General features: G+C 69.8%; 22 protein-coding genes. 10 read left to right on the plus strand and 12 right to left on the minus strand.

Going from position 1 to position 21,573, the window contains the following annotated elements; all coding sequences use genetic code 11:
- Nucleotides 1-216: 216 nt before the first annotated feature.
- From HNR40_RS27265 to HNR40_RS27300, 8 genes are all read left to right on the plus strand, one after another.
- Nucleotides 217-450: a hypothetical protein gene (locus tag HNR40_RS27265; RefSeq protein WP_184966103.1), complete on the plus strand. Its 234-nt coding sequence runs from the start codon at nt 217-219 to the stop codon at nt 448-450.
- Nucleotides 447-1,196: an ABC transporter ATP-binding protein gene (locus HNR40_RS27270; protein ID WP_184966105.1), complete on the plus strand. Its 750-nt coding sequence runs from the start codon at nt 447-449 to the stop codon at nt 1,194-1,196. The genes HNR40_RS27265 and HNR40_RS27270 overlap by 4 nt, the downstream gene beginning before the upstream one ends.
- Nucleotides 1,193-3,652, plus strand: a complete 2,460-nt coding sequence (locus HNR40_RS27275) for an FtsX-like permease family protein (protein WP_184966107.1) — start codon at nt 1,193-1,195, stop codon at nt 3,650-3,652. The genes HNR40_RS27270 and HNR40_RS27275 overlap by 4 nt, the downstream gene beginning before the upstream one ends.
- A 184-nt stretch (nt 3,653-3,836) precedes the next feature.
- On the plus strand, nt 3,837-5,126 hold the full coding sequence (locus HNR40_RS27280; RefSeq protein ID WP_184966109.1) for an ABC transporter substrate-binding protein: 1,290 nt from the start codon (nt 3,837-3,839) through the stop codon (nt 5,124-5,126).
- Entirely contained in the window at nt 5,123-6,052 is a 930-nt protein-coding gene (locus HNR40_RS27285; protein WP_184966112.1) for a carbohydrate ABC transporter permease, read from the plus strand. Before HNR40_RS27280 ends, HNR40_RS27285 begins: the two co-directional genes overlap by 4 nt.
- Nucleotides 6,052-6,855 carry a carbohydrate ABC transporter permease gene (locus tag HNR40_RS27290; RefSeq protein ID WP_184966114.1) on the plus strand — a complete coding sequence of 268 codons (804 nt, stop codon included), beginning with the start codon at nt 6,052-6,054 and terminating at the stop codon, nt 6,853-6,855. Before HNR40_RS27285 ends, HNR40_RS27290 begins: the two co-directional genes overlap by 1 nt.
- Nucleotides 6,852-8,222, plus strand: a complete 1,371-nt coding sequence (locus HNR40_RS27295) for a GH1 family beta-glucosidase (RefSeq protein WP_184966116.1) — start codon at nt 6,852-6,854, stop codon at nt 8,220-8,222. The genes HNR40_RS27290 and HNR40_RS27295 overlap by 4 nt, the downstream gene beginning before the upstream one ends.
- A gap of 12 nt (nt 8,223-8,234) precedes the next feature.
- On the plus strand, nt 8,235-9,230 hold the full coding sequence (locus HNR40_RS27300; protein ID WP_184966390.1) for a LacI family DNA-binding transcriptional regulator: 996 nt from the start codon (nt 8,235-8,237) through the stop codon (nt 9,228-9,230).
- Here HNR40_RS27300 and HNR40_RS27305 read toward each other — a convergent pair.
- The 10 genes from HNR40_RS27305 to HNR40_RS27350 all read right to left on the minus strand — a co-directional run bounded on the left by HNR40_RS27305 (nt 9,227) and on the right by HNR40_RS27350 (nt 18,224).
- Entirely contained in the window at nt 9,227-9,760 is a 534-nt protein-coding gene (locus HNR40_RS27305; RefSeq protein ID WP_184966117.1) for a carboxymuconolactone decarboxylase family protein, read from the minus strand. The genes HNR40_RS27300 and HNR40_RS27305 overlap by 4 nt on opposite strands.
- A gap of 11 nt (nt 9,761-9,771) precedes the next feature.
- Nucleotides 9,772-11,277 carry a glycoside hydrolase family 13 protein gene (locus tag HNR40_RS27310; RefSeq protein ID WP_184966119.1) on the minus strand — a complete coding sequence of 502 codons (1,506 nt, stop codon included), beginning with the start codon at nt 11,275-11,277 and terminating at the stop codon, nt 9,772-9,774.
- 4 nt (nt 11,278-11,281) lie between these two features.
- Complete coding sequence (locus tag HNR40_RS27315; protein WP_184966121.1) at nt 11,282-12,142, minus strand: carbohydrate ABC transporter permease; 861 nt, start codon at nt 12,140-12,142, stop codon at nt 11,282-11,284.
- On the minus strand, nt 12,139-13,062 hold the full coding sequence (locus tag HNR40_RS27320; protein WP_184966123.1) for a carbohydrate ABC transporter permease: 924 nt from the start codon (nt 13,060-13,062) through the stop codon (nt 12,139-12,141). Before HNR40_RS27320 ends, HNR40_RS27315 begins: the two co-directional genes overlap by 4 nt.
- On the minus strand, nt 13,062-14,414 hold the full coding sequence (locus HNR40_RS27325) for an extracellular solute-binding protein (protein WP_184966125.1): 1,353 nt from the start codon (nt 14,412-14,414) through the stop codon (nt 13,062-13,064). Before HNR40_RS27325 ends, HNR40_RS27320 begins: the two co-directional genes overlap by 1 nt.
- A gap of 99 nt (nt 14,415-14,513) precedes the next feature.
- Nucleotides 14,514-15,497, minus strand: coding sequence for a LacI family DNA-binding transcriptional regulator (locus HNR40_RS27330; protein ID WP_184966127.1), 984 nt, complete (start codon nt 15,495-15,497; stop codon nt 14,514-14,516).
- A gap of 31 nt (nt 15,498-15,528) precedes the next feature.
- A complete protein-coding gene (locus HNR40_RS57380) occupies nt 15,529-16,398 on the minus strand; it encodes a GNAT family N-acetyltransferase (protein WP_184966129.1) in 870 nt (289 codons plus the stop codon).
- 75 nt (nt 16,399-16,473) lie between these two features.
- The gene (locus tag HNR40_RS27340; protein WP_184966132.1) at nt 16,474-16,704 is read right to left on the minus strand and encodes a DUF6343 family protein; all 231 of its coding nucleotides are present in this window, start codon (nt 16,702-16,704) and stop codon (nt 16,474-16,476) included.
- A gap of 13 nt (nt 16,705-16,717) precedes the next feature.
- Complete coding sequence (locus tag HNR40_RS27345) at nt 16,718-17,410, minus strand: maleylpyruvate isomerase family mycothiol-dependent enzyme (protein ID WP_184966134.1); 693 nt, start codon at nt 17,408-17,410, stop codon at nt 16,718-16,720.
- 88 nt (nt 17,411-17,498) lie between these two features.
- Complete coding sequence (locus HNR40_RS27350; protein ID WP_184966136.1) at nt 17,499-18,224, minus strand: hypothetical protein; 726 nt, start codon at nt 18,222-18,224, stop codon at nt 17,499-17,501.
- A gap of 175 nt (nt 18,225-18,399) precedes the next feature.
- On the opposite strand from HNR40_RS27350, the gene HNR40_RS27355 reads away from it, so the two are divergent.
- A complete protein-coding gene (locus HNR40_RS27355; RefSeq protein WP_184966138.1) occupies nt 18,400-19,311 on the plus strand; it encodes a sugar kinase in 912 nt (303 codons plus the stop codon).
- An 11-nt stretch (nt 19,312-19,322) separates the two neighbouring features.
- Here HNR40_RS27355 and HNR40_RS27360 read toward each other — a convergent pair whose 3' ends face one another.
- Entirely contained in the window at nt 19,323-19,583 is a 261-nt protein-coding gene (locus HNR40_RS27360) for a type B 50S ribosomal protein L31 (protein ID WP_184966392.1), read from the minus strand.
- Between the two features lie 28 nt (nt 19,584-19,611).
- Nucleotides 19,612-20,322, minus strand: a complete 711-nt coding sequence (locus HNR40_RS27365) for an SDR family NAD(P)-dependent oxidoreductase (protein ID WP_184966140.1) — start codon at nt 20,320-20,322, stop codon at nt 19,612-19,614.
- 97 nt (nt 20,323-20,419) lie between these two features.
- On the opposite strand from HNR40_RS27365, the gene HNR40_RS27370 reads away from it, so the two are divergent.
- On the plus strand, nt 20,420-21,565 hold the full coding sequence (locus HNR40_RS27370; protein ID WP_184966142.1) for an MFS transporter: 1,146 nt from the start codon (nt 20,420-20,422) through the stop codon (nt 21,563-21,565).
- Nucleotides 21,566-21,573 lie beyond the last annotated feature (8 nt).

Genomic DNA, 21,573 nt, shown 5'->3' on the forward strand with positions numbered 1-21,573 from the left:
ATGGCGCGTACCGCACCTCGGAGTGCTGAGGCTGGAGCATCGGCGCGTGAGTGCGGTGGGGGCGTGGTCGGGAGGTGGCTGAGGTTGACCGGCGTCCCGTACGGCATGCGACCAGGCTACTCGGAAACCGGACACAGTTCCTTACCGCCAGCACTACCGAGACGTGGGTAGCTTGTGGGATTCCCGCAGCTCAGGGCAATTTCTAGGGTTCTTCACATGAACGATCCCTACCGCATCAGCCCGAAGAGCGCCCCCGGCAAGAGGAGCCCGGCGGGCAGAACCGCCACCCGTGCCGTCCTCTGGCTCGTCCTGACGGTGAGCGTGGTGGTGAACGTGATCGCCAACAACATCCTCACCGGCACCACGGCGATCGGCATCGTCGCCGGGGTGGTCGCCGTCGGATGCATCACCGGCCTCATCGTCAGCCACGTCTCGGGGCGCAAGGCATGAGCCACGTCGTCACCCTCGAAGCGGTCACGAAGAAGTACGGCGAGCTGGTCGCGCTCGACAACGTGTCGCTCGGCTTTCCGCAGGGGCGGTTCGTGGCCGTGATGGGGCCTTCGGGCTCCGGGAAGAGCACGCTGATCCAGTGCGCCGCCGCCCTCGATCAGCCCACCTCGGGCTCGGTCACGATCGGCGGCGTCGACGTCGGCTCGCTGAACGAGACCAAGCGCACCATCCTGCGCCGCGAGCACGTCGGCTTCGTCTTCCAGTCCTACAACCTGCTGCCCGCGATCACCGTCGAGGAGAACCTGACGTTGTCGCTGCGGCTGGCGGGCAAGCGGCCCGACCGGGCCTGGATCGGTGAGCTGGTGGAGCGGGTGGGGCTGCAGGACCGGTTGCGGCACCGGCCGGCGGAGTTGTCGGGTGGGCAGCAGCAGCGGGCGGCGATCGTTCGGGCGCTGGCCGGGCGGCCTGATGTGGTGTTCGCCGACGAGCCGACGGGCGCGCTCGACCTGCGTAGCGCCGCCCAGGTGCTGGATCTGCTGCGCGGCTTGGTGGACGACCTGGGGCAGACCGTCGTCATGGTCACCCACGATCCGGCCGCCGCCGCCAGGGCGCACGACGCGCTGGTGATGGCGGACGGGAAGGTGGTCGACGTGCTGGCCGAGCCGTCGGCGGAGGACCTGGCCGCGCGGCTCACCCAGCTGGCCCGGGGCGGGCTCGCCGTGCACGCTGTGGGGGGTGTGCGGTGATCAGGACGGCGCTCGCGATGTCGGGGCTCGGCGGGCTGGTCGTGGCCTTCTTCGCGGTGTTCGGCGGCATGGCGCTGATCACCGGGACCGGCGTGATCATCGAGTCCGGGCTGCGCTCGAACATCTCCGGCCAGCGGCTCGTCCACGCCGACGTGCTGGTCTCGGCGCCGCAGAGTCTCGCGCAGGAGGGCGATCTGCCCGTCGCCCTGCCCGAGCGTGCCGTGGTGCCGTCCGAGCTGGCCGGTGAGCTGGCCCGCCTCGACGGCGTCGCCTCGGCCACGGGCGACGTGACCTTCCCCGCCACACCGCTGGGCGACCAAAAAGGCGACGCGGCGGGCGCTGGGCACGGCTGGGCCTCTGCGGCTCTGGCCGGGGGGAAGCTGGTCAGTGGCCGGGCGCCGCGGGCGGCTGACGAGGTCGTGGTGCCGAAGGGGCTGGCCGTACGGCAGGGCACGAGCGTCGAGATCGTCGCAGGCGGAAGGCGGGGCGAATACCAGGTCACCGGGGTTGTCAACGCGCCCGACCTGTACTTCGCCGACAGCACCGCCGCCGAGCTGGCCGGGCGGACGGGCGGCCCCCGCGCGGACACCGTGGACCTGATCGCGCTGCGCGCCGCACCGGGCACCGACCCCGCGACCCTGGCCGAGGCGGTACAACGCGAGGTAGGCGAACGCTACGAGGTCCGCACGGGTCCGGCCAAGGGCGACGCCGAGTCCCCCGGTACGGCCGCCGCCCGAGGCATGCTGATAGCCCTGCCCAGTTCGATCAGCGGCATCAGCATGCTCATCGTCGGCTTCGTCGTGGGCGGCGGCATCTCGTTGTCGATCACCCGCCAGCGCCGCGACCTGGCCCTGCTGCGCGCGGCCGGCGCGACCCCGCGCCAGGTCCGCAAGCTCGTGGGGGTCCAGGGCATGACAGCGGCCGTGGCGGCCCTGCTACCGGGCGCCGCAGCCGGCTACTACCTGGCCGCCCACTTCGGCGACCTGCTGATCCACCTGGGCCTGCTCCCCCAAGAGCTCCCGCTGACCTACAGCCCGATCCCGGCCGCCGCCGCGGCGCTGGTCCTGCTGGGCGTGGTACGGCTGTCAGCCTGGGCGGCATCGATCTCGGCATCCAAAATGCCCGCCGTGGCAGCGGTAAGAGACGCTCAAAGCGAGCCGCGTCAGCCAAGCGCCGTACGCTTCAACAGCGGCCTGCTGATCATCCTGGCCGCCATGGGCCTGTCGACGATGCCGTTGTTCCTGCGCGGCGAGGTGGCGATCCTCGGCCCCAGCCTGGGCGGCCTGCTGTCGGTGATCGGCCTGGCACTGGCGGGCCCCAAACTGGTGCAGAAGGCCACCGGCCTGCTGGTGAGGATGCTGCCCGCCCGCGTCTCCCCGCCCCTCTGGCTGGCGGTGTCCAACACCCACGGCTACGCCCTCAGGACGGCCGGCGCGGTCGCCGCCCTCGGCATGGTCATCACGCTGGGCACCAGCAACGCGCTGACCCACACCACGGTCATGCGGGCGACGGCCGACGAGACCGCCCGTACGCTCAGGGCCGACGCCGTCATCACCGCGCCCGCCTATGGCGGCATTCCGCGCGACCTGCTCGGCGAGGTACGGGCGCTGCCCGGCGTGACCTCGGCCGTCACCGCCTCGACCACGACCGTCATCGGACGCGGCCTCGCCCTGGGCGACGGCGCCGAGTCGGCGATGGCGCGCTCCGCGATGGTCCTCGGCCCCGAGGCGCGCGGCCTGGTCGACCTGGGCGTCACCAAGGGCAGCCTGGCCGATCTCAAGGGCCCGTCGATCGCGATCGACGAGCGCTCCGGCGCGGTCGGCGAGCACCGCGACCTCGTGCTGGGCGACGGCGCCAAGGTCAGGGCGCGCGTCGTGGCCACCTACAGCCGGGCCCTCGGCCTCGGCCCGGTCGTTCTCGCCCGCGACCTGGTCGCCGGGCACACCACCACGGACCTCGACTCGACCGTGTTCGTGCGCACGGCCGACCCGTCAGCGCTGAACAAGCTGGACAAGCGCTGGCCCGCCCTCAGCGTCGCCTCCGCCGCGACCTCGCCGCAGGCGGGCGAGACCTCAGCGCAGCTGTGGATCAACATCGCGGTGCTGGCCGTCCTGCTGGGGTACGTGCTGGTCTCGGTCGCCAACCGGCTGGTCGCGACCACCGCCGCCCGTGGCACGGAGCTGACCGCGATCCGGCGGCTCGGCGCGACGCCCGGCCAGATCCGCTCGATGATCCGCTGGGAGGCGCTGCTGATCGCGCTCACCGCGTCGGTGGCCGGTCTGCTGATGAGCGCGGTACCGCTGATGTTCCTGAGCATCGGCTTTCTGGGCCGCCCGTGGCCGGCCGGCCCGCTCTGGCTGGCGCCCGCCGCCGTGGCGGTGGTGTGCGCGGTGGTCGGTCTGGCGTACGACCTGCCCGCCCGCCGGCTGGTACGGCGGAGCGAACGGGTGGCGTGAAAGCGCTCCCAACACGTAAAACGACCGGCGCGACCTGGGCAAACACCCCGATGACGGCGAGAGAGCGTTCTCTTATGTCGCTCGGATCGTTATCTAACCTCCGTTGACGAGCTGCGGTGAAGGACGAGATAACTCTGAGAGAGCGCTCTCTCATCGTTCCCAGGAAAGCCTTTGGAGGGTTTCCATGACCCCTCGTCTGCGACTGCTCGCCGTACCCCTGATGCTCGCACTCGCCGTCACCGCCTGCGGAGGCGGCGGCGGCGAGACCGCGGGCACGGCCTCCTCAGCGAAGCCCGCCGAGAAGGTCAAGCTCACCGTCGGCCTCTTCGGCGACTTCGGCTTCAAGCCGCTCTATGAGGAGTACAAGAAGACGCACCCGAACGTCGAGATCGTCGAGCAGGTCACGCAGTTCAACGACCACCACAACAACCTGGTCAAGCGACTGGCGACCAACGCGGGGGCGGCCGACATCGAGGCGGTCGAGGTGGGCTACATCAGCACGTTCACCGCGCTGACCGGCAAGTTCCACGACCTCAAGCAGTTCGGGCTGGACAAGCGGCAGGCCGACTACCTCGACTGGAAGTGGCAGCAGGGCATCAGCAAGGACGGGCAGCAGGTGCTCGGGCTCGGCACCGACGTCGGCGGGCTGGCCATGTGCTACCGCAAGGACCTGTTCAAGAAGGCGGGGCTGGCCACCGACCGCGCCGAGGTCGCGGGGCTCTGGCCCACCTGGGAGTCCTACATCGAGACCGGCAAGAGGTTCGCGGCCGCGAACGTGGCGGGGGCCAAGTTCGTGGACTCGCCCGGTGAGATCTTCCGCGCGATGGTCAACCAGGCGCCCGTCGGGTTGTACGACACCTCTGACAAGATCATCGTGGACTCCAACCCCGACGTGAAGAAGGCCTGGGACCTGTCCAACCAGATCTCCCAGAACAACCTGTCGGCCAAGCTGGCCGCCTTCTCGCCGCCGTGGAACACCGGCTTCGCCAAGGGTTCGTTCGCCACGATCATCTGCCCGGCCTGGATGACCGGCTACATCCAGGAGCAGGCCACGAACGCCTCCGGCAAGTGGGACATCGCGGCCGTGCCCGGCGGCTCCGGCAACAGCGGCGGCTCCCACCTGATGCTGCCCAAGCAGGGCAAGCACGCCAAGGAGGCGGCCGAGCTGATCGACTTCCTCACCTCCAAGGAGAACCAGGCGCGGGTCTTCAAGGAGGAGGGCACCTTCCCCTCGATCCCGGCGCTCTACGACGATCCGTCGATCCAGACGTTCACCAAGCCGTTCTTCGGCGACGCCCCGATCGGCAAGATCTACTCCGACGCCGCCAAGGCGCTCAAGCCCCAGCACCTCGGCCCGAAGGAGGCCGACGTGCGCACCGCGATCGGCAACGGCCTCGGCCGGGTCGAGCAGGGCAAGCAGTCGCCGGACGAGGCGTGGGCGCAGGTCCTCCAGGACGTCGCGAAGATCAAATGAGCGCCATCTCGCTGAGGGCGCTCTCCAGGAGGCGCAGACGGCACGTCGTTGACATGAAGGTGTCGCCGTATGCGTACGTCGCCCCCTTCTTCCTGCTGTTCTGCGCCTTCGGGCTGTTCCCGCTCATCTACACCGCATGGGTGTCCCTGCACGAGTGGACGCTGCTGTCCGACGTGCATACGTTCGTCGGGCTCGGGAACTTCGGCACGCTGCTCGGTGACGCCTACTTCTGGAACGCCACCTTCAACACGCTGTCCATCGGGGTCATCTCGACGGTGCCGCAGCTGCTGCTGGCCATCTGGCTGGCGCATCTGCTCAACCGGCCGCTGCGGATGCAGACGTTCTTCCGCATCAGCCTGCTGCTGCCGAACGTGACCAGCGTGGTCGCGGTCGTGGTGATCTTCAGCCAGCTGTTCGGCCGGGACTTCGGGCTGATCAACTGGGTGCTCGGCTGGTTCGGGGTGGGCACCATCGACTGGGCCGCGGGCACCGGCACCTCGCACGTCGCCATCTCGGTCATGATCATGTGGCGGTGGACGGGGTACAACGCGCTGATCTTCCTCGCGGCGATGCAGGCCGTACCCAGGGAGCTGTATGAGGCGGCCACCATCGACGGCGCGTCGAACTTCACGCAGTTGCGCAGGATCACGGTGCCGATGATCCGGCCGACGATCGTCTTCGTGGTGATCGTCTCGACCATCGGCGCGATGCAGATCCTGGCCGAGCCGCTGCTGTTCGGGGGTTCCAGCGTGACGGGCGGTCCCGACCGGCAGTTCCAGACGCTCTCACTGTTCGTGTACGAGCACGGCTTCACCAAGTTCGACTTCGGGTACGCCTCGGCGGCCTCCTGGATCATGTTCCTCTTCGTGGTCCTGGCGGCCGGGGTCAACTACCTGCTCACGCGCCGGATGAAGGGCGGTCTGTGATGCGGCTCAGATACCTGACGCTGATCGCCGTCGCCTTCTTCTCCGCCTTCCCGCTCTACTACAGCGTGGTCGTGGCCTCGCGGCACAACTCGGCGCTGGCCGAGGTGCCGCCGCCGCTGCTGCCCGGCGGCAACTTCTTCGCCAACGTCGCGCGTGTCTTCGACACCGTGCCGTTCGCGCTGGCGCTGATCAACTCGGTGCTGGTGGCGGGGGCGATCTCGGTGGCGGTGATGTTCCTGTCGACGCTGGCCGGCTTCGCCTTCGCCAAGCTGCGCTTCCGCGGCAGGAACGCGATGCTGCTGATCACGGTCGGCACCATGATGGTCCCGGCCCAGCTCGGCATCATCCCGCTCTACATGCTCATGGTGAAGGTCGAGTGGACCGGCACGATGTACGCGCTGATCGTGCCCGCCCTGGTCAACGCGTTCGGGGTGTTCTTCATGACGCAGTTCCTGGAGCGCGCGCTGCCCAACGAACTGCTGGAGGCGGGGCGGGTCGACGGCGCCACCACGTGGGGGCTGTTCTGGCACGTGGTGCTGCCCGTGGCCAGGCCCGCGATGGCGGTGCTGGGGATGCTGACGTTCATGTCGGCCTGGAACGACTACTTCTGGCCGCTGGTGGTGCTGACCCCCGACAACCCCACGGTGCAGGTCGCGCTCTCGACGCTGGCCAGCGGTTACGTCAACGACTACGTGCTCGGCCTGGCGGGGACGGCGATCGGCACGCTGCCGCTCGTCCTGGTCTTCGCCGTGTTCGGCAAGCAGATCATCGGTGGAATCATGCAAGGAGCTGTTAAGGGATGATTTTCCCGGAAAACTTCGTCTGGGGTGCCGCCACGGCCTCTTACCAGATCGAGGGGGCGGCCAAGGAGGACGGGCGCGGCCAGTCGATCTGGGACACCTTCTCGAGAACGGCCGGCAAGGTCGTCGGCGGTGACACCGGCGACGTCGCGTGCGACCACTACCATCGCTACGCCGACGACGTGAAGCTGATGCGCGAGCTCAACCTGGCCGCCTACCGCTTCTCCATCGCCTGGCCCCGCGTCCAGCCCACCGGCTCGGGCGCGATCAACCCGGCAGGGCTCGACTTTTACGACAGACTCCTGGATGAGCTACTTAAGGCCGAAATTTCGCCTTACGTGACGCTTTATCACTGGGATCTCCCCCAACCCCTCGAAGACCAGGGCGGCTGGGCCACCCGGGACACCGCCTACCGCTTCGCCGAGTACGCGGCAGCCGTACACGCGAGGCTGGGTGATCGTGTCGAGCACTGGGCCACGCTCAACGAGCCCTGGGTCTCGGCGTTCCTCGGCTACGGCAACGGCGTGCACGCCCCCGGCCGCACCGACCCCGCCGCCGCCATGCGCGCCGCCCACCACCTGCTGCTCGGCCACGGCCTGGCCGCCAGGCAACTGCGCGCCGCCGGGGCCCGCAGCCTCATGCTGGTGGTCAACGCCGCCCCCGTCCTCACCACGGCCCAGGTGAACGACCCGCAGGCGGAGCCGTCCGAGGCGGACGCGGCAGCCGTACGCAGGATCGACGCGCTCCTCAACCGCCAGTTCCTCGACCCGGCGCTGCGCGGCGCCTACCCCACGGAGGTGCTCGCGGCCGCCGAGCGCAACGGCGGCACCGCCCACATCCTCGACGGCGATCTCACCCTCATCAACGCCCCGGTGGACCTCATCGGCGTGAACTACTACAACCCCTGTCTGGTGGAATCCGCCCCCGGCACCCCGGCCGACCCGGCCTGGCCGGGCTCGGACGACGTCGCCTTCACCTCCGTGGACGCCCCCAGGACCGCGATGGGCTGGCCCGTCGTCCCGACCGGCCTGTCCAGGCTTCTGGTACGGCTCTCGCGCGACTACCCCCAGGTCGGCCTCATGGTCACGGAGAACGGCGCCGCCTACGAGGACGTCGTGGAAGCGGGCCGGGTCCACGACGCCGACCGCCTCGCCTACCTCGACGGCCACCTCCGAGCCGCCCACGACGCCGTGCAACAGGGCGCCGACCTGCGTGGATACCTGGTGTGGTCGCTGCTGGACAACTTCGAGTGGGCCGAGGGCTACCGCCGCCGCTTCGGCATCGTGCACGTCGACTACGACACCCAGGCGCGTACCCCCAAGGACAGCGCCCTGTGGTACCGCGACGTCATAGCCAGGAACGGACTGTAGATTCCTAGCGTGATGAAACGTCCGACGTTGGAGGCGGTCGCGGCGCGGGCCGGGGTTTCGCGCGCGACCGCCTCGCGGGTCGTCAACGGCCAGACGACCGTGGCGCCGGGGATCCGCGATGCCGTGCTGCGGGCGATCGACGAGCTCGGGTATGTGCCCAACAGCGCCGCCCGCAGCCTCGTGACCCAGCGCACCGACTCGATCGCGCTGGTCGTCTCGGAGCCGCCGACACGGGTCTTCTCCGAGGATCCGTTGTTCTCCACGGTGATCAGGACGGCCAGCGTCGAGCTGGAGTCGGCCGACAAGCAGGTCGTGCTGATGCTGGCCTCCTCGGCCAAGAGCCACGCCCGCGTGGAGCGCTACATCGCGGGCGGGCACGTCGACGGGGTCATGCTCATCTCCATGCACGGCGCCGACCCCCTGCCGGCCGCCGTCTCGCGGCTGCGCGTGCCGGTCGTCTCGTACGGCAGGCCGGCCGTACCGGTGGACATCCCGTTCGTCGACAACGACAACGTGGGCGGCGCCGAGTCGGCGGTGCGCTACCTGCTGGAGTCGGGCAGGCGGCGCATCGCGACCATCGCCGGCCCGCTGGACATGATCGCCGGGCAGGACCGCCTGACCGGCTACCGCAACGTGCTGCGCGACTCCGACCGCCGCTCGATCGTGGCGGTGGGCGACTTCACCCGCGAGTCGGGCGCGACCGCGATGCGGCAGCTGCTGCACGACGATCCGGCGCTGGACGCGGTGTTCGTGGCCAACGACCTGATGGCGGTCGGCGCGCTGCAGTCGCTGCGGCAGGCGGGCCGGCGGGTGCCCGGCGACGTGGCGGTGGTGGGGTTCGACGACATCGAGGCGGCCAAGTACACCGAGCCGCCGCTGACCACGGTGAAGCATCCGGTCTTCGAGCAGGCGGCGGCGATGGTCCGGCTGCTGCTGGCGCTGTTCGAGAACGGCCCGGCGGATCCGGTCATCCTGCCGACCGAGCTGATCATCCGCGACTCGGCCTAGGGCTGGACGCGGAAGACGCGCATCTGCAGCGCGAGCGTGCGGTAGTAGCCGACCAGCGTGGTCAGCTCGAACAGCACCGGCGGCGCCAGCAGCGAGTATTCCTCCTCGTCCAGGTCGCCCCTGGTGACCAGGGCGCGGGCGATCCGGTGGACGGTCGCCTCCTCCTCGTCGTCGAGCGACGGCTGCGCGCCGGCACGCAGCGACGCCAGCTGCTCCTCGGTGAAGCCGAGGTCGCGGGCCAGCCGCTCGTGCGCCTGGCGTTCGAAGGCGCTGTCGCAGTGGTTGGCGACGACCAGCGTGGCCAGTTCGCGGCAGCGTCCGGTGAGGCGGGAGCCGTAGCGGATGGCCGCGCCGAGCTCCTGCAGCGCGTCGCCGACCGGCGGGCTGAGCAGCATGGCGTTGAACGGGCCGATGAGGGCGCCGTCCGCGCCGGTCACGGAGGCTCCGCGCGGTCCAGAGGTGATCTTGTCGTAGACCGCGCGGGCGTCCGGGTCTAGCCGGTCGGGGCGCGAAGGGGTGAGTCTGGTCACGCGTCCCGATGCTAGATCAGCCAGGCGGTGGTGTCCTGGGGGATGCGGTCGCCGGTCAGCGGGCCGCTGGCCAGCAGGATCTCGCCCGGTGGGAGGGGGATGGGGTCGGGGCCGAGGTTGGTCACGCAGGTCAGGCCGGAGTCGCGAGTGAACGCCAGCACCTGCGGGCCCATGGACAGCCAGGTCAGGGTGCCGTCGCCGAGCAGTTCGTGACGCAGGCGCAGGGCCGTCCGGTAGAGGGACAGCATCGAGCCCGGGTCGCCGGTCTGGGCCCCGGCCGTCAGGGGCGCCCAGTCCGCCGGCTGGGGCAGCCACGTCGGGTGGCCGCCGAAGCCGAACGGGGCCGACTCGCCCGACCACGGCAGCGGTACCCGGCAGCCGTCGCGGCCCCGGTTGGCGCCGCCGGAGCGGGCGTACATGGGGTCCTGGCGGGCGGCGTCGGGAAGGTCCTCGACCTCCGGAAGGCCCAGTTCCTCGCCCTGGTAGACGTAGACGCAGCCGGGCAGGGCCATGGCCAGCAGCGCCGCCGCCCGTGCCCGGCGCATCCCCAGCTCCGGGTCCGAGGGTGTGCCGTGCAGGGCGCCGCCGTGGGCGAAGGTGGTGTCGGCTCTGCCGTACCTGGTGACGGGGCGGGTGACGTCGTGGTTGGACAGCACCCACGTCGGCGGCGCGCCGATGGGGGTGTGCGTGGCGAGGGTCAGCTCGATGACGCGGCGCAGCTCCTCCGGCTCCCACGGGCAGGACAGGAAGTCGAAGTTGAAGGCGGTGTGCAGCTCGTCCGGACGCAGGTAGCGGGCGAAGCGCTCCTGGTCGGGCAGCCACACCTCGCCGATGAGGATGCGGTCGCCGTACTCGTCGGCGATCTCCCGCCAGCGCCGGTAGACGTCGTGAACGGGGTCGAGGTCCTCCCAGCGCTCGGCGTCCTTGAACAGCAGGGCGGCCGAGTCGATGCGGAAGCCGTCCACCCCGCGCTCGAACCAGAAGCGCAGCACCCTCTCGAAGTCGGCGTGCACCTCGGGCGAGTCCCAGTTGAAGTCCGGCTGTTCCGGAGCGAACAGGTGCAGATACCACTGCCCGTCGGCCACCTGCGTCCACGCCGGGCCGCCGAAGATCGACTGCCAGTCGTTCGGCTCGTCGCGGAACCAGAACCGCTCGCGCGTCTCCGGCGAGGTCAGCGCCTCCTTGAACCAGGCGCTCTCGGTGGAGCTGTGGTTGGGCACCACGTCGATGATGACCTTGATGCCCAGCTCGTGGGCGTCGACGATGAACTTCTCCGCCTCCTCCAGCGTGCCGAAGACCGGCTCGATCCCTCGGTAGTCGGCCACGTCGTAGCCGCCGTCGGCCATGGGCGACGGGTACCAGGGGTTGAGCCAGATCGCGTCCACACCGAGGTCCTTGAGGTACGGCAGCCGCCCCCGCAACCCGGCGAGGTCGCCCACGCCGTCCCCGTTGCCGTCGGCGAAACTACGCAGGTAGACCTGGTAGATCGCGGCCCCCCGCCACCACGCTTGCGACATGTGGTTACCCCTTGATGCTTCCGGCGGTGAGGCCCGCCATGATGTGTCGCTGGAAAAGGAAGAACACGATGACGGTCGGGATACTGGCGATCACCAGGCCGCCCATGATCGCGTTCTGGGTCACCTGGCCGGCCGTCTGGGACAGGCCCACGGAGACCGTCATCTTGTCGCTGTCGGACAGGACGAGGAACGGGTAGACGAAGTCCCTGAAGACGTTGACCACGGTGAAGATGGAGACGACGCCGAGGATGGGCCGCGAGACGGGCAGCACCACCGACCAGAGCACGCGTGCCGCGCCGGCCCCGTCGATCTCGGCCGCCTCCAGCAGCTCGCGCGGGATCGAGTCGAAGAACCGCTTGAGCAGGAAGATGTTGAACCCGTTGACCGCCGCCGGGAACCAGATGGCCCACGGCGTGTTGAGCAGGCCCAGGTCGACGACGGTGACGTACAGCGGGATGAGCACCACCATCGGCGGGATCATCAGCGTGGCCAGCATCGCGCCGAGGATCAAGCCGCCGAACATCGGCCGCAGCTTCGACAGCGCGAACGCGGCGGTGACGTCGATGACCATGGTGAAGGCCCAGGCGCCGAGCGCGTAGACGCCGGTGTTGCGCAGGAGCGTGCCGATGTCGAACAGCTCCCACGCCTCCAGGAAGGCGTCCAGGCTCGGGTTGGCCGGGAAGAACGTGGGCGGCATCTGGGCGATCTCCTCGCCCGTCTTCATCGCCCCGGTGATCATCCAGTAGAGCGGGAAGACGAAGGCGAGGGTGAAGGTGACCAGGACGGTCACCAGCACGATCCAGTAGACGCGCTTGCCCCAGCGGGAGCCGAGCTGCAGCGGAGAGATGATCGTCCGGGTCGTCATGGGCGGTCCTGGCGGTTCAGCCGCAGCTGCACGGCGGCGAAGGCCAGCAGCACGATCATGAGCATGAGGCCCAGCGCGCCGCCCGCGCCGTAGTTGCCGCCGTAGACGAAGGCGTACTGGTACATGAGGTAGGCGACGGTGAGCGTGGCGTTCTCCGGTCCGCCGAGCGTGAGCATGAACGGCTCGATGAACACCTGCATGGTGGCGACGATCTGCAGCATCAGCATGAGCAGCAGGATCAGCTTGGTCTGCGGGATCGTGACGTGGCGGATGCGCCGCCAGACCCCGGCGCCGTCGAGCTCGGCCGCCTCGTACAGCTCGCCGGGGATGTTCTGCAGCGCGGCCAGGTAGATGAGCGTGCCGCTGCCCAGGTTCATCCAGGTCGAGACGATCACCAGCGAGATCAGCGCGGTGCTGGTGGAGTCGAGCCAGGCCAGCGGAGGAATGCCCACCACACCCAGGATCTGGTTGAACAGGCCGGGCCCCGGGTCGAAGAACCACCGGAACATCAGCACCGACACGATCGGCGGCAACATCACCGGCAGATAGACCACGAAGCGCAGGTACGCCCGCGCGTGCCGCAGTTCGTTGAGCACGATCGCGATCCCGAACGGCACCACGTATCCGCACAGCAGCGCCAGGACGGTGAACTCCAGCGTGTTGAGCCACGCCTCGCCGAAGGCGGGGTCGTCGACCACGGTGCGGAAGTTGTCCAGCCCGACCCAGGTCGGCGGGTCGATGAGGTTGGTCTGCTGGAAGCTCAGGATGAACGTGCGCACCATCGGGTACCACGCGAACACCGCGAAGCACGCCAGCGCGGCGCACAGGAACCCGTAGGCGGTCAGGTTCCGCCGGATGGAACGGCCGAGCCGCGACGGCACATGTGCCCGCCGCCGCGTCCCGGCATCCGCGATCAGCATCAGCTCTTGGCCAGTACGGCGTTGGCCTTGCTCTCCGCGTCGGTGAGCAGCTTGTCCACGTCGGCGTCCTTACGGCTGAGCACCGCGGACATGGCCACGTCCAGGATGGCGTAGAGCTCCTGCGCCTTCGGCGGCTCCAGCTTCGGCGGCACCGCCGCGGAACCCTCGACGAACGGCGAGAAGTTCTCCACCGGCAGCGTGGCGTGCTGCTTCTGCAGTTCGGCGATCTTCTTGCCGGACGGCGAGTCGCCGAACAGCGAGTTGTTGGGCAGCCCGACCGGGTTGCCGATCGTCTTGGCCCGCTCGTAGTTGAAGGCGCCCTGACCAGGCGTGGTCCAGTAGAAGTCGACCCACTGCAGGCCGGCCTTCGCCTCTTCCGGCGTGGCCTTCGGGTTGATCATGAAGCCTTCGCCGCCGCTCAGCGAGGCCTTGGCCTCGGGGAAGGGGGCGATGCCGTAGTCGGCGATCTGCCCGCCGAACTTGTTGACCAGGTCGGGCACGACGTCGGGTGCGCCGAGCATCATGCCGGTCTTGCCGCTGCCCATGGCCTGCATCAGCGACTCCCAGCCGACCAGCAGCTTGGTGCCCGTGCTGTTGTCGCTCCAGCGCAGGTCCTTGAGGAACTGCAGGACGGCCTTGCCTTCGGGGCTGTTGAAGGCCGCCTGCTTGCCGTCGGGCGTCACCATTTCGCCGCCGCGGCCGTAGATGGCCTGGTTGAAGTGCCAGCCGCCGGTGTTGCCGCCGCTGTACTCGCCGTAACCGACGAACCCGGCGCCGATCCCGGCGATCTTCTTGGCCGCTTCGCGAACCTCGGCCCAGGTCTTGGGCGGCATGTTCGGGTCGAGTCCCGCCTGGGTGAACAGCTTGCGGTTGTAAACGAGGCCGACGCTGTAGGTGCTGGTCGGGATGCCGTAGACCTTCCCGCCCGCGCTGTAGGGGGCCATAACGGCGGGGGAGAAGTCGGCGAAGTTCTTGACCTCACCGGTGAGGCCGGAGATGTCCAGCGCCTGACCCTTGGAGATCACGTCCTGGGTGTTGGTCACCGGCACCCGGAAGACGGTCTCCATCTGGCCGCCGGCCAGCTTGGGGCCGAACGTCTTGGGGTCGAAGCACGGCTGCTGGTCCGTGCTCTCGACCGTCACGTTCGGGTGCAGCTTCTGGAAGGCGGCGACGTCGTCGTCCCAGACCTTACGGTTGCGCGGGTCACTCTTGGCCGGCTGGCACGACACCTTGATCGTCACCTTGCCGGCCTCGGTGGTCTTCGCTGCCGGCGTGGAGGACGTGCCACATGCCGTTGGTCCCGCAAGCCCCGCGATGAGGAGCAGTGCCAGGGCTCTGCGATTGCTCTGCATGGATCTGACCCTTCTGGTGCGATCCCTGTGGTGTGGCCCACACGATAGGTTCGCGGACAGAAGGCTGCAATAACTCGACAGATATACGCAAGATAACGATTAGGCGCGAGCAGTCGATGACCTCACCACGAGCTCGGGCTCGAACAGCAATTCGTCGGCCGGCACGGCGGCCTTGCCGATCTGCGCGACCAGCAGGTCGACCGCCGCCCTGCCCATAGCGTCGATCGGCTGGCGGACCGTGGTCAAGGGCGGATCGGTGCAGTTCATGAGCGCGGAGTCGTCGTAGCCGATGACCGAGACGTGCTCGGGCACCGACAGCCCGGCCCGCCTGGCCGCGCGCACCGCGCCCAGCGCCAGCAGGTCGCTGGCGCAGACGATGCCGGTTACGTCCCGCCTGACCAGCCTGGCCGCGGCCGCATGCCCGCCCTCCAGCGAGAACATCGTCTGCTCGACCAGCTCGGGATCGCCTCCGCTCGACAGGAACACGGCCAGCTTGCGCCGCGAGGGCATGTGGTCGGCGGGGCCGAGCACCATGCCGATCCGCTCGTGGCCCAGCGCGCGCAGGTGGGCCAGCGACATCTCGGCGGCCACCGTGTCGTCACAGGAGACCTGCGGGAACCCGAGGTGCTCGACGGCGGCGTTGACCAGCACCGTGGGCAGCTTGCGCTCCAGGATCAGCTCGTAGTGCCCGTGCGCGGCGTCGGCCTGCGCATAGAGGCCACCGGCGAAGACCACGCCGCTGACCTGCTGTTGCAGCAGCAAGTCAACGTACTCGGCCTCGGTCACCCCGCCGACCGTCCTGGTGCACAACACCGGCGTGAACCCCTGCTGCGCCAGCGCCCCGCCGACCACCTCGGCGAAGGCGGGGAAGATCGGGTTCTGCAGCTCGGGCAGGACCAGGCCGACGAGCCTGGCCCGGTCGCCGCGCAACTGGCTCGGCCGTTCGTAGCCGAGCACGTCGAGGGCGGTCAGCACCGCCTCCCGCGTGGCCTCCGACACCCCGGGCTTGCCGTTGAGCACGCGACTGACCGTCGCCTCGCTCACTCCGACCTTCTTGGCCACCTCTGCCAGTCGTCGCGTCATGCGCAAATCATACGACCATTCACGCAAGAAATTACATCAGTTTGCGCCCGCTTACATACGTGCGGCTGCGGATGCCGTCGTGGTGACGGAATCCGATCGACTCGTAGGTGGCACGGGCCGAGGGATAGGCGTCGTCGCCGCGCGCGTTCACCCGCGCCGAGCGCGCGCCGAGCCCGCGAGCCGCGTGCAGCGCCGCCAGAGTAGCCGCCCCGGCCAGCCCGCGCCGGCGATGCGCCGGATCGGTGCCGACGGGCTCCAGCACGGCCTCCCCGCCGTCCAGCCACGCCAGGCAGAACGCCGCGGGCTCGCCGCCGTCCGTCTCCACGAGCCAGTCGAGCTCACTCCGGTACGGCCACGCCCCCATGACCTGCAGATAACTCTGGGCGCTGACCCGCGAAGGATGCTCCGGTGTGGAGAAGGCCGCCCGGTGCACCCGGGCCCGCTGCGGCGCGTCCTCCGGCCCGCTCACCGCGCGCAACCGGTATCCGGCGGGCAGCACGGGCTCGGGCAGATCGGCCAGGTCGCGGCGGAGCCGGACGAAGAACGGGGCGTCCTCGCTCTCGCGGTAGCCGTACCGGTCCAGGCGGAGGCCGCCGTCCAGCACCGTGACCGCGCGCTCGCCGGGGACCAGCCCGGCGAACCAGCCGAGCATCTCACCGGCCAGCCCGCGGTGCTCGGGGTCGAGGTCCAGGTCGAGCGAGCCCGGCAACTGGGCCCACGCCCACCCGACCGTCCGCCCGTCGTGCTCCCACAGGGCGGTCGGCCACTCCGGCTCGCGCCCGATGTGCTCGAAGCGCGACCAGGCCAGCTCGCCCGGATGCCAGTGGCCGGCGCGCGCCGACATGGCCTGCATCGCGCGCAGGTCGTCAGGTCCCCGATAGTCGTATCGCCGGTATCCCACCCCGGCACCCTAGCGGCGGTGACGCAGCACTCTGGCGGCGGTAGCGCAGCACTCTGGCGGCAGTAGCGCAGCACGCTATCGGCGGTGGCGTAGCACCAGGAGGTCGGCCGCCGCCACCACGGCCACGAACCCGGCGATCGCCGCCTCCCAGCGCCAGACGTCCGCGCCGGTGCTCATCGCGCGCTGGACGAAGAAGACCGCCAGCGCCACGCCCACGACCAGCGCGATCACCGACAGGATCCGGCGGGCGCGCACCGGGCTGCGCGCGCTCAGCGGCTCCGTGCCCTCACGGTTGCGCAACCACATGATCGGCCTCCTCTCAGGCCAGGCACCTCAGCGCCTCGGCGATCCGCGGGTCGGTCCCCGCGTCGGGACGGCCCACGGTCGCGTTGACGAACTCGGGGTAGGACAGGGTGGCGTCGTGGCCGTCGGCGTGCACCCGGATGTGCCCGGCCGTCTGCTCGACCCGGACCTTCGCGTCGTGCTCACCCAGGGCGAAGCGGCCCACCGCGACCCGCCAGAGCGTCCTGCCCTCCGCCTCGTCAGCGGTGACGGGGGCGCCGACGTCGTCGGCGTGGGTGGCGTACTCGGAGTCGTAGTGGAAGGTCTGGTCGCCGACGGGGTAGGGGCCGGCGAGGGTGTCGAGCGTCGCGTCCCGGCCCAGGGCGCGCATGCGGGCGCGGGTCTCGCCGTTCTTCTCCCGCCATTCGGCCAGAACGCCGGCCAGGGGTACGGCGCGGCGCTGCCGTACACACCACTCGTTGAAGTCGTTGAAGCCGGTGACGCCCTCGCCCGCCAGGCGGGTCATGAGCTGCTGCACGGTGCCGTCGAGGGCGGCGTGGTTGTACATCTCCTCGCCGGCGAGGTGGCCGAGCACGTCGCGCACCGACCATCCTGCACAGCGCGACGGCCGTTCCCACCCGGCGGCGTCGACGCCGGAGAAGAACGTGTCCAGGCGTGCGGCCTCGGCGTCGAAGATGTCGAACGGGTCGAAGTCTTTCAGCAGCTCCATACCCTTCTAGCTACCTCGCTGAGGCCGTCGTGAACATGCGAGAGCCCGGCCCCCTTGCGGGACCGGGCTCTCAGGTGGTGCTCAGTGCTTAGTGGTGCCAGCGAACGACACGCACGTAGTCACGACGGCTCTCGGAGCCGTTGAGCTCGTCGCTGCCGTTGTAGACCGCCTTGAACGTGCCGGACTTCCAGGCACGCGACTTGGCGTAGAACTTGCCGCCCCACCCGGTCTTGCCGGAGGCGACCCACTTCCAGGTGCTGTAGCCGTTGGCGCGGTAGTAGATGTTCACCTTCTCGCCGCGAGCACCCTCCCAGCCGTCGTCGTCGGCCTGGAGGCGACCGGTGTAGTGGATGTACTTGCCCTTGCGGACCTTGGACGGGTCGGCGCTGAAGCGGGTGATCCGGCTGTCGGCCTTGGTGCCCTCTTCGATGTCGACGGAGAAGTACGCCTTGTCCTCGGCGACCTTCTTGCCGTCCTTCCACGCCTCCGCGACGGCGCTCCACTTGCCCTCGGGGTCGTTACTGTCGAACGACACGGCGAAACGCCAGCTGTGCTGGGTGACGGTCTTCTCGCTGAGAGTGCGGAAGCTGTCGCCCTCGGGCTGGACCTTCACCGTGACCTTGTCCACGTCCGACGACGCGTTGACCCTGATGAACGCGTCCTCCTCGCCGCCCTTGGGGACGACGACCGGGTTCGGCGAGATGCTCTGGATGTCTACGGATGACGTCTTCTGCTGAGCGGAAGCGGCGCCACCGGTGAGCAGCATCGCGCCGCCGACCATGGCTGAGATGACGCCGACTGCAATCTTCTTCATGAGGGTGCTAATCCTCTCCCCGTTCTCTGGAGCCGGCTCGGGATAGCCAGCTCCTCTACTACTTTGAGGCACCGGAAGTGGAAAAGGTTGTCTAAAGTTACGAGAAATATTTGATCACGGTCCCGACCAGGGGTGAAGCGCAAAAATCCGTTATGTGCGGCTACAGTCAGGCCCCATGACCGATGTCTACACCCTGGGCGCCGTCATGGGTGTCGTCTCCAGCGGCCGGGTCCGCCACGACAACGAGGCCAGGCTCGACGTGTGCGGGCCGGAGTTCTCCCTGGCCATAGGCCTGTCGCGGCTCGGGCACCAGGTGGCCTTCCTCGGCAAGGTGGGCGCCGACGAGCTCGGCGCGCGGGCGCTTTCCGTGCTGCGCGGCGAGGGCGTGGACATCGCCGACACCCGGGTGGACGACAGCGCCACCACCGGGCTGCTGCTGAAGGAGTCGCGGGTCGGATACCCCGGCCTGACGTCCTACTACCACGGCGGTTCCGCGGGCACGCGCCTGTCGCCGGGCAACGTCCCGATCGACAGGATCGGGGCCGCGCGGCTGCTCCACATCACCGGGACCACCGCGGCGCTCGGCCGCGACTGCCTGGAGGCGGTACGCATCGCGGTCACCGCCGCGCGCAACGCCGACGCCCTGATCTCCTTCGCCGTCACCTACCGGCCCTCGCTGTGGCCGTCGGTACGCGAGGCGGAGGAAGTCCTGAGCGAGCTGGCCCGCGCCTCCCACCTGCTCTTCGTCGACCAGGACGAGCTCGACCTGGTCAAGCCCGCCCTCACGCCCGAGCGCGAGGTGGTGGTGAGCCGGGGCGCGAAGGGTTTCAGCGTGCGCGCCGACCGGATGCGCTTCGACGTGCCGCGTACGCAGGTTCCGGTCGTGGACGTGGCGGGGTCGGAGGAGGCGTTCGCGGCCGGTTACATCTCGGCAGCCCTGGACGGGCTCACCCCGCCCGAGCGGCTGGCGCGCGGCAGCATGCTCAGCGCCGCGGCCACGACCGGTGCCAGCGAGTGGCAGACGCTACCGGCCCGCGCCGACCTCTCACGGTTCGGCGCGGGTACGGCGCAGGCGGGCGGGGCCTGAGCGGGCCATCCTTACTTGGTGCCGTAGCGCTGCTTGAAGCGCTCGACGCGGCCCGCGGTGTCCATGACCCGGCCGCGGCCGGTGTAGAAGGGGTGGCTGGCGGAAGAGACGTCCACGTCCACCACCGGGTAGACGCGGCCGTCCGTCCACTCGATCGTCTGGGCGCTGGCCCTGGTCGATCGGGTGAGGAAGGCGTAGTCCCCACTCTTGTCGCGAAGGCTCTTGTCGCGGAAGACGACCGGGCGGTATTCGGGGTGCAGGTTCTTCTTCATGGCCGCCTCAACCATGTGGCAATGGTTTTCATTCCCTGGCTTCGGGGTCGAGTCCGAGCACTGTCCTGCCGCCGTCCACCGGGACCGTCGCGCCGTTGACGAACGACGACTCGTCCGACAGGAGGAACGCCACTACCGTCGCGATCTCCTCCGCTCTGGCCACCCTGCCCAGCGGGTGGAGGCGGGCCATCTCGCGCTCGATCTCCGGGGTGGTCATCTGGTCGTGGCGGCCTGTGGCCACCGAGCCCGGGGCCACGGCGTTGGCCCGGATGCCGTGCTTGCCGTACTCGACTGCCAGGGATCTGGTCAGGCCCTCGATCGCCGCCTTGGCCGTGGCGTAGGGGAGGGCGCCTGGGACGGCTCTGGTTGCCTGGTGGGAGGTGAGGTTGACGATGGCGCCGGCCGTACCGGATCGGAGGAAGGTCTGGACGGCGACGGCGCAGCCGACGACGGCGAGGTCGAGGTTGGCGGCGATCAGGTGGCGCACGTGCTCGACGGGCGCGTCGTGGAGTGAGGCGTCGCCGAAGACGGCCGCGTTGTTGACCCAGCCGGTCAGCGGGGCCGCCTGGCGGGCCGCCTCGCGCGCCACCTGTTCGTCGGCGGCGTCGCCGAGCACCTGGATCACGCGGTCGTCGTGCTGGTCGAGGGGTTCCCGGTCGATGACGACGACGGTGCCGGGCAGGCGTTCGACGATGGCGCGCCCGATCCCTTTGCTGCCTCCTGTTACGACATAGCCCATAGGTGATGCATATCACCACATAGCGTGATTGTTCGGGGGAAGGGTTTGGGGCGTGATCGTGGAGGGTCGGCGTGGGTCGCCTCCGCAGGGGATGCGGATGGTCGCCGCTCTGGCGATCACCCAAACCGCTGGCTTCGGCGTGCTTTATTACGCTTTTTCGGTTTTTATCATGCCGATGTCGCGGGAGCTTCGGGCGGGCGTGCCGCAGCTCACCGGGGCGCTCACGCTGTCCATCCTGCTGTCCGGGCTCGTGGCGCCGCTGATCGGCGGCTGGCTCGACCGGCGAGGCGGGCGCGGGCTGATGACGCTCGGCTCCGCCCTGGGCGCGGGCGCGCTGCTCGCGTGGTCGCAGGTCCAGAACCTCCTTCAGCTCTATCTCGTCTGCGCGGTGCTCGGGGTCGCGTCGGCGATGGTGCTGTACGAGGCGGCCTTCGCGGTGATCGTCGCCTGGTTCGACGCGGCGCGGCGGCCGCGGGCGCTGCTGGCCGTCACGATCGTCGCGGGGTTCGCGTCCAGCATCTTCCTGCCGGTCACCGGCCTGCTCGTCGAGCGGTACGGCTGGCGCGCCGCCCTGGTCGTCCTGGCCGTGGGATACGGGCTGCTGGCCGTACCCCTGCATTGGCTGACCGTGCGGAGACGCGCGACGGAACGCCCGCCACCCTCGCGCGCGGCGGTCGGCGCGGCCCTGCGCGAACGGCCGTTCTGGCTGCTGGCGCTGGCCTTCCTGGCGCAGACCGGCGCGGTGTCGGTCATGGGCATCCTGCTGGTCACGTACCTGATCACGCTCGGCCACTCCCCCGTCTTCGCCGCCGCCGTCGCGGGCCTGCTCGGCGTGCTCTCGGTGACCGGCCGCGTGGTCACGACCGGCCTGCAGGGCCGCTTCCGCGTCGCGCCCGTGGCCGCCGCCGTCTTCGCGCTGCAGGGCTGCGCGGCCCTGCTGCTGCCGGTCGTCGGCCGCAGCGTGGCCGGGGCGATCGGCGCCGTGGTCCTGTTCGGGCTGGGCTTCGGCGTCGCCACCATCGCCCGTCCCGCCCTCTTGGCCGAGAGGTACGGCACCGCCGCCTACGCCTCCATCAGCGGCGCCCTGGCTCTGCCGATCACGGTGGCCAAGGCGGTGGCGCCCCCGATCGCGGCGCTGATGGGCTTCCCCGTGGCCATGATCGCGGTCGCCGCCTGCTGTCTCATCGGCACTGTCGGCCTGATCGCCTACGATCGCCTTGCCTTACCGGGACTGTCGGCCTGATCGCCTAC

The sequence above is a fragment of the Nonomuraea endophytica genome (assembly GCF_014203235.1).
GTDB classification, from domain to species: domain Bacteria; phylum Actinomycetota; class Actinomycetes; order Streptosporangiales; family Streptosporangiaceae; genus Nonomuraea; species Nonomuraea endophytica.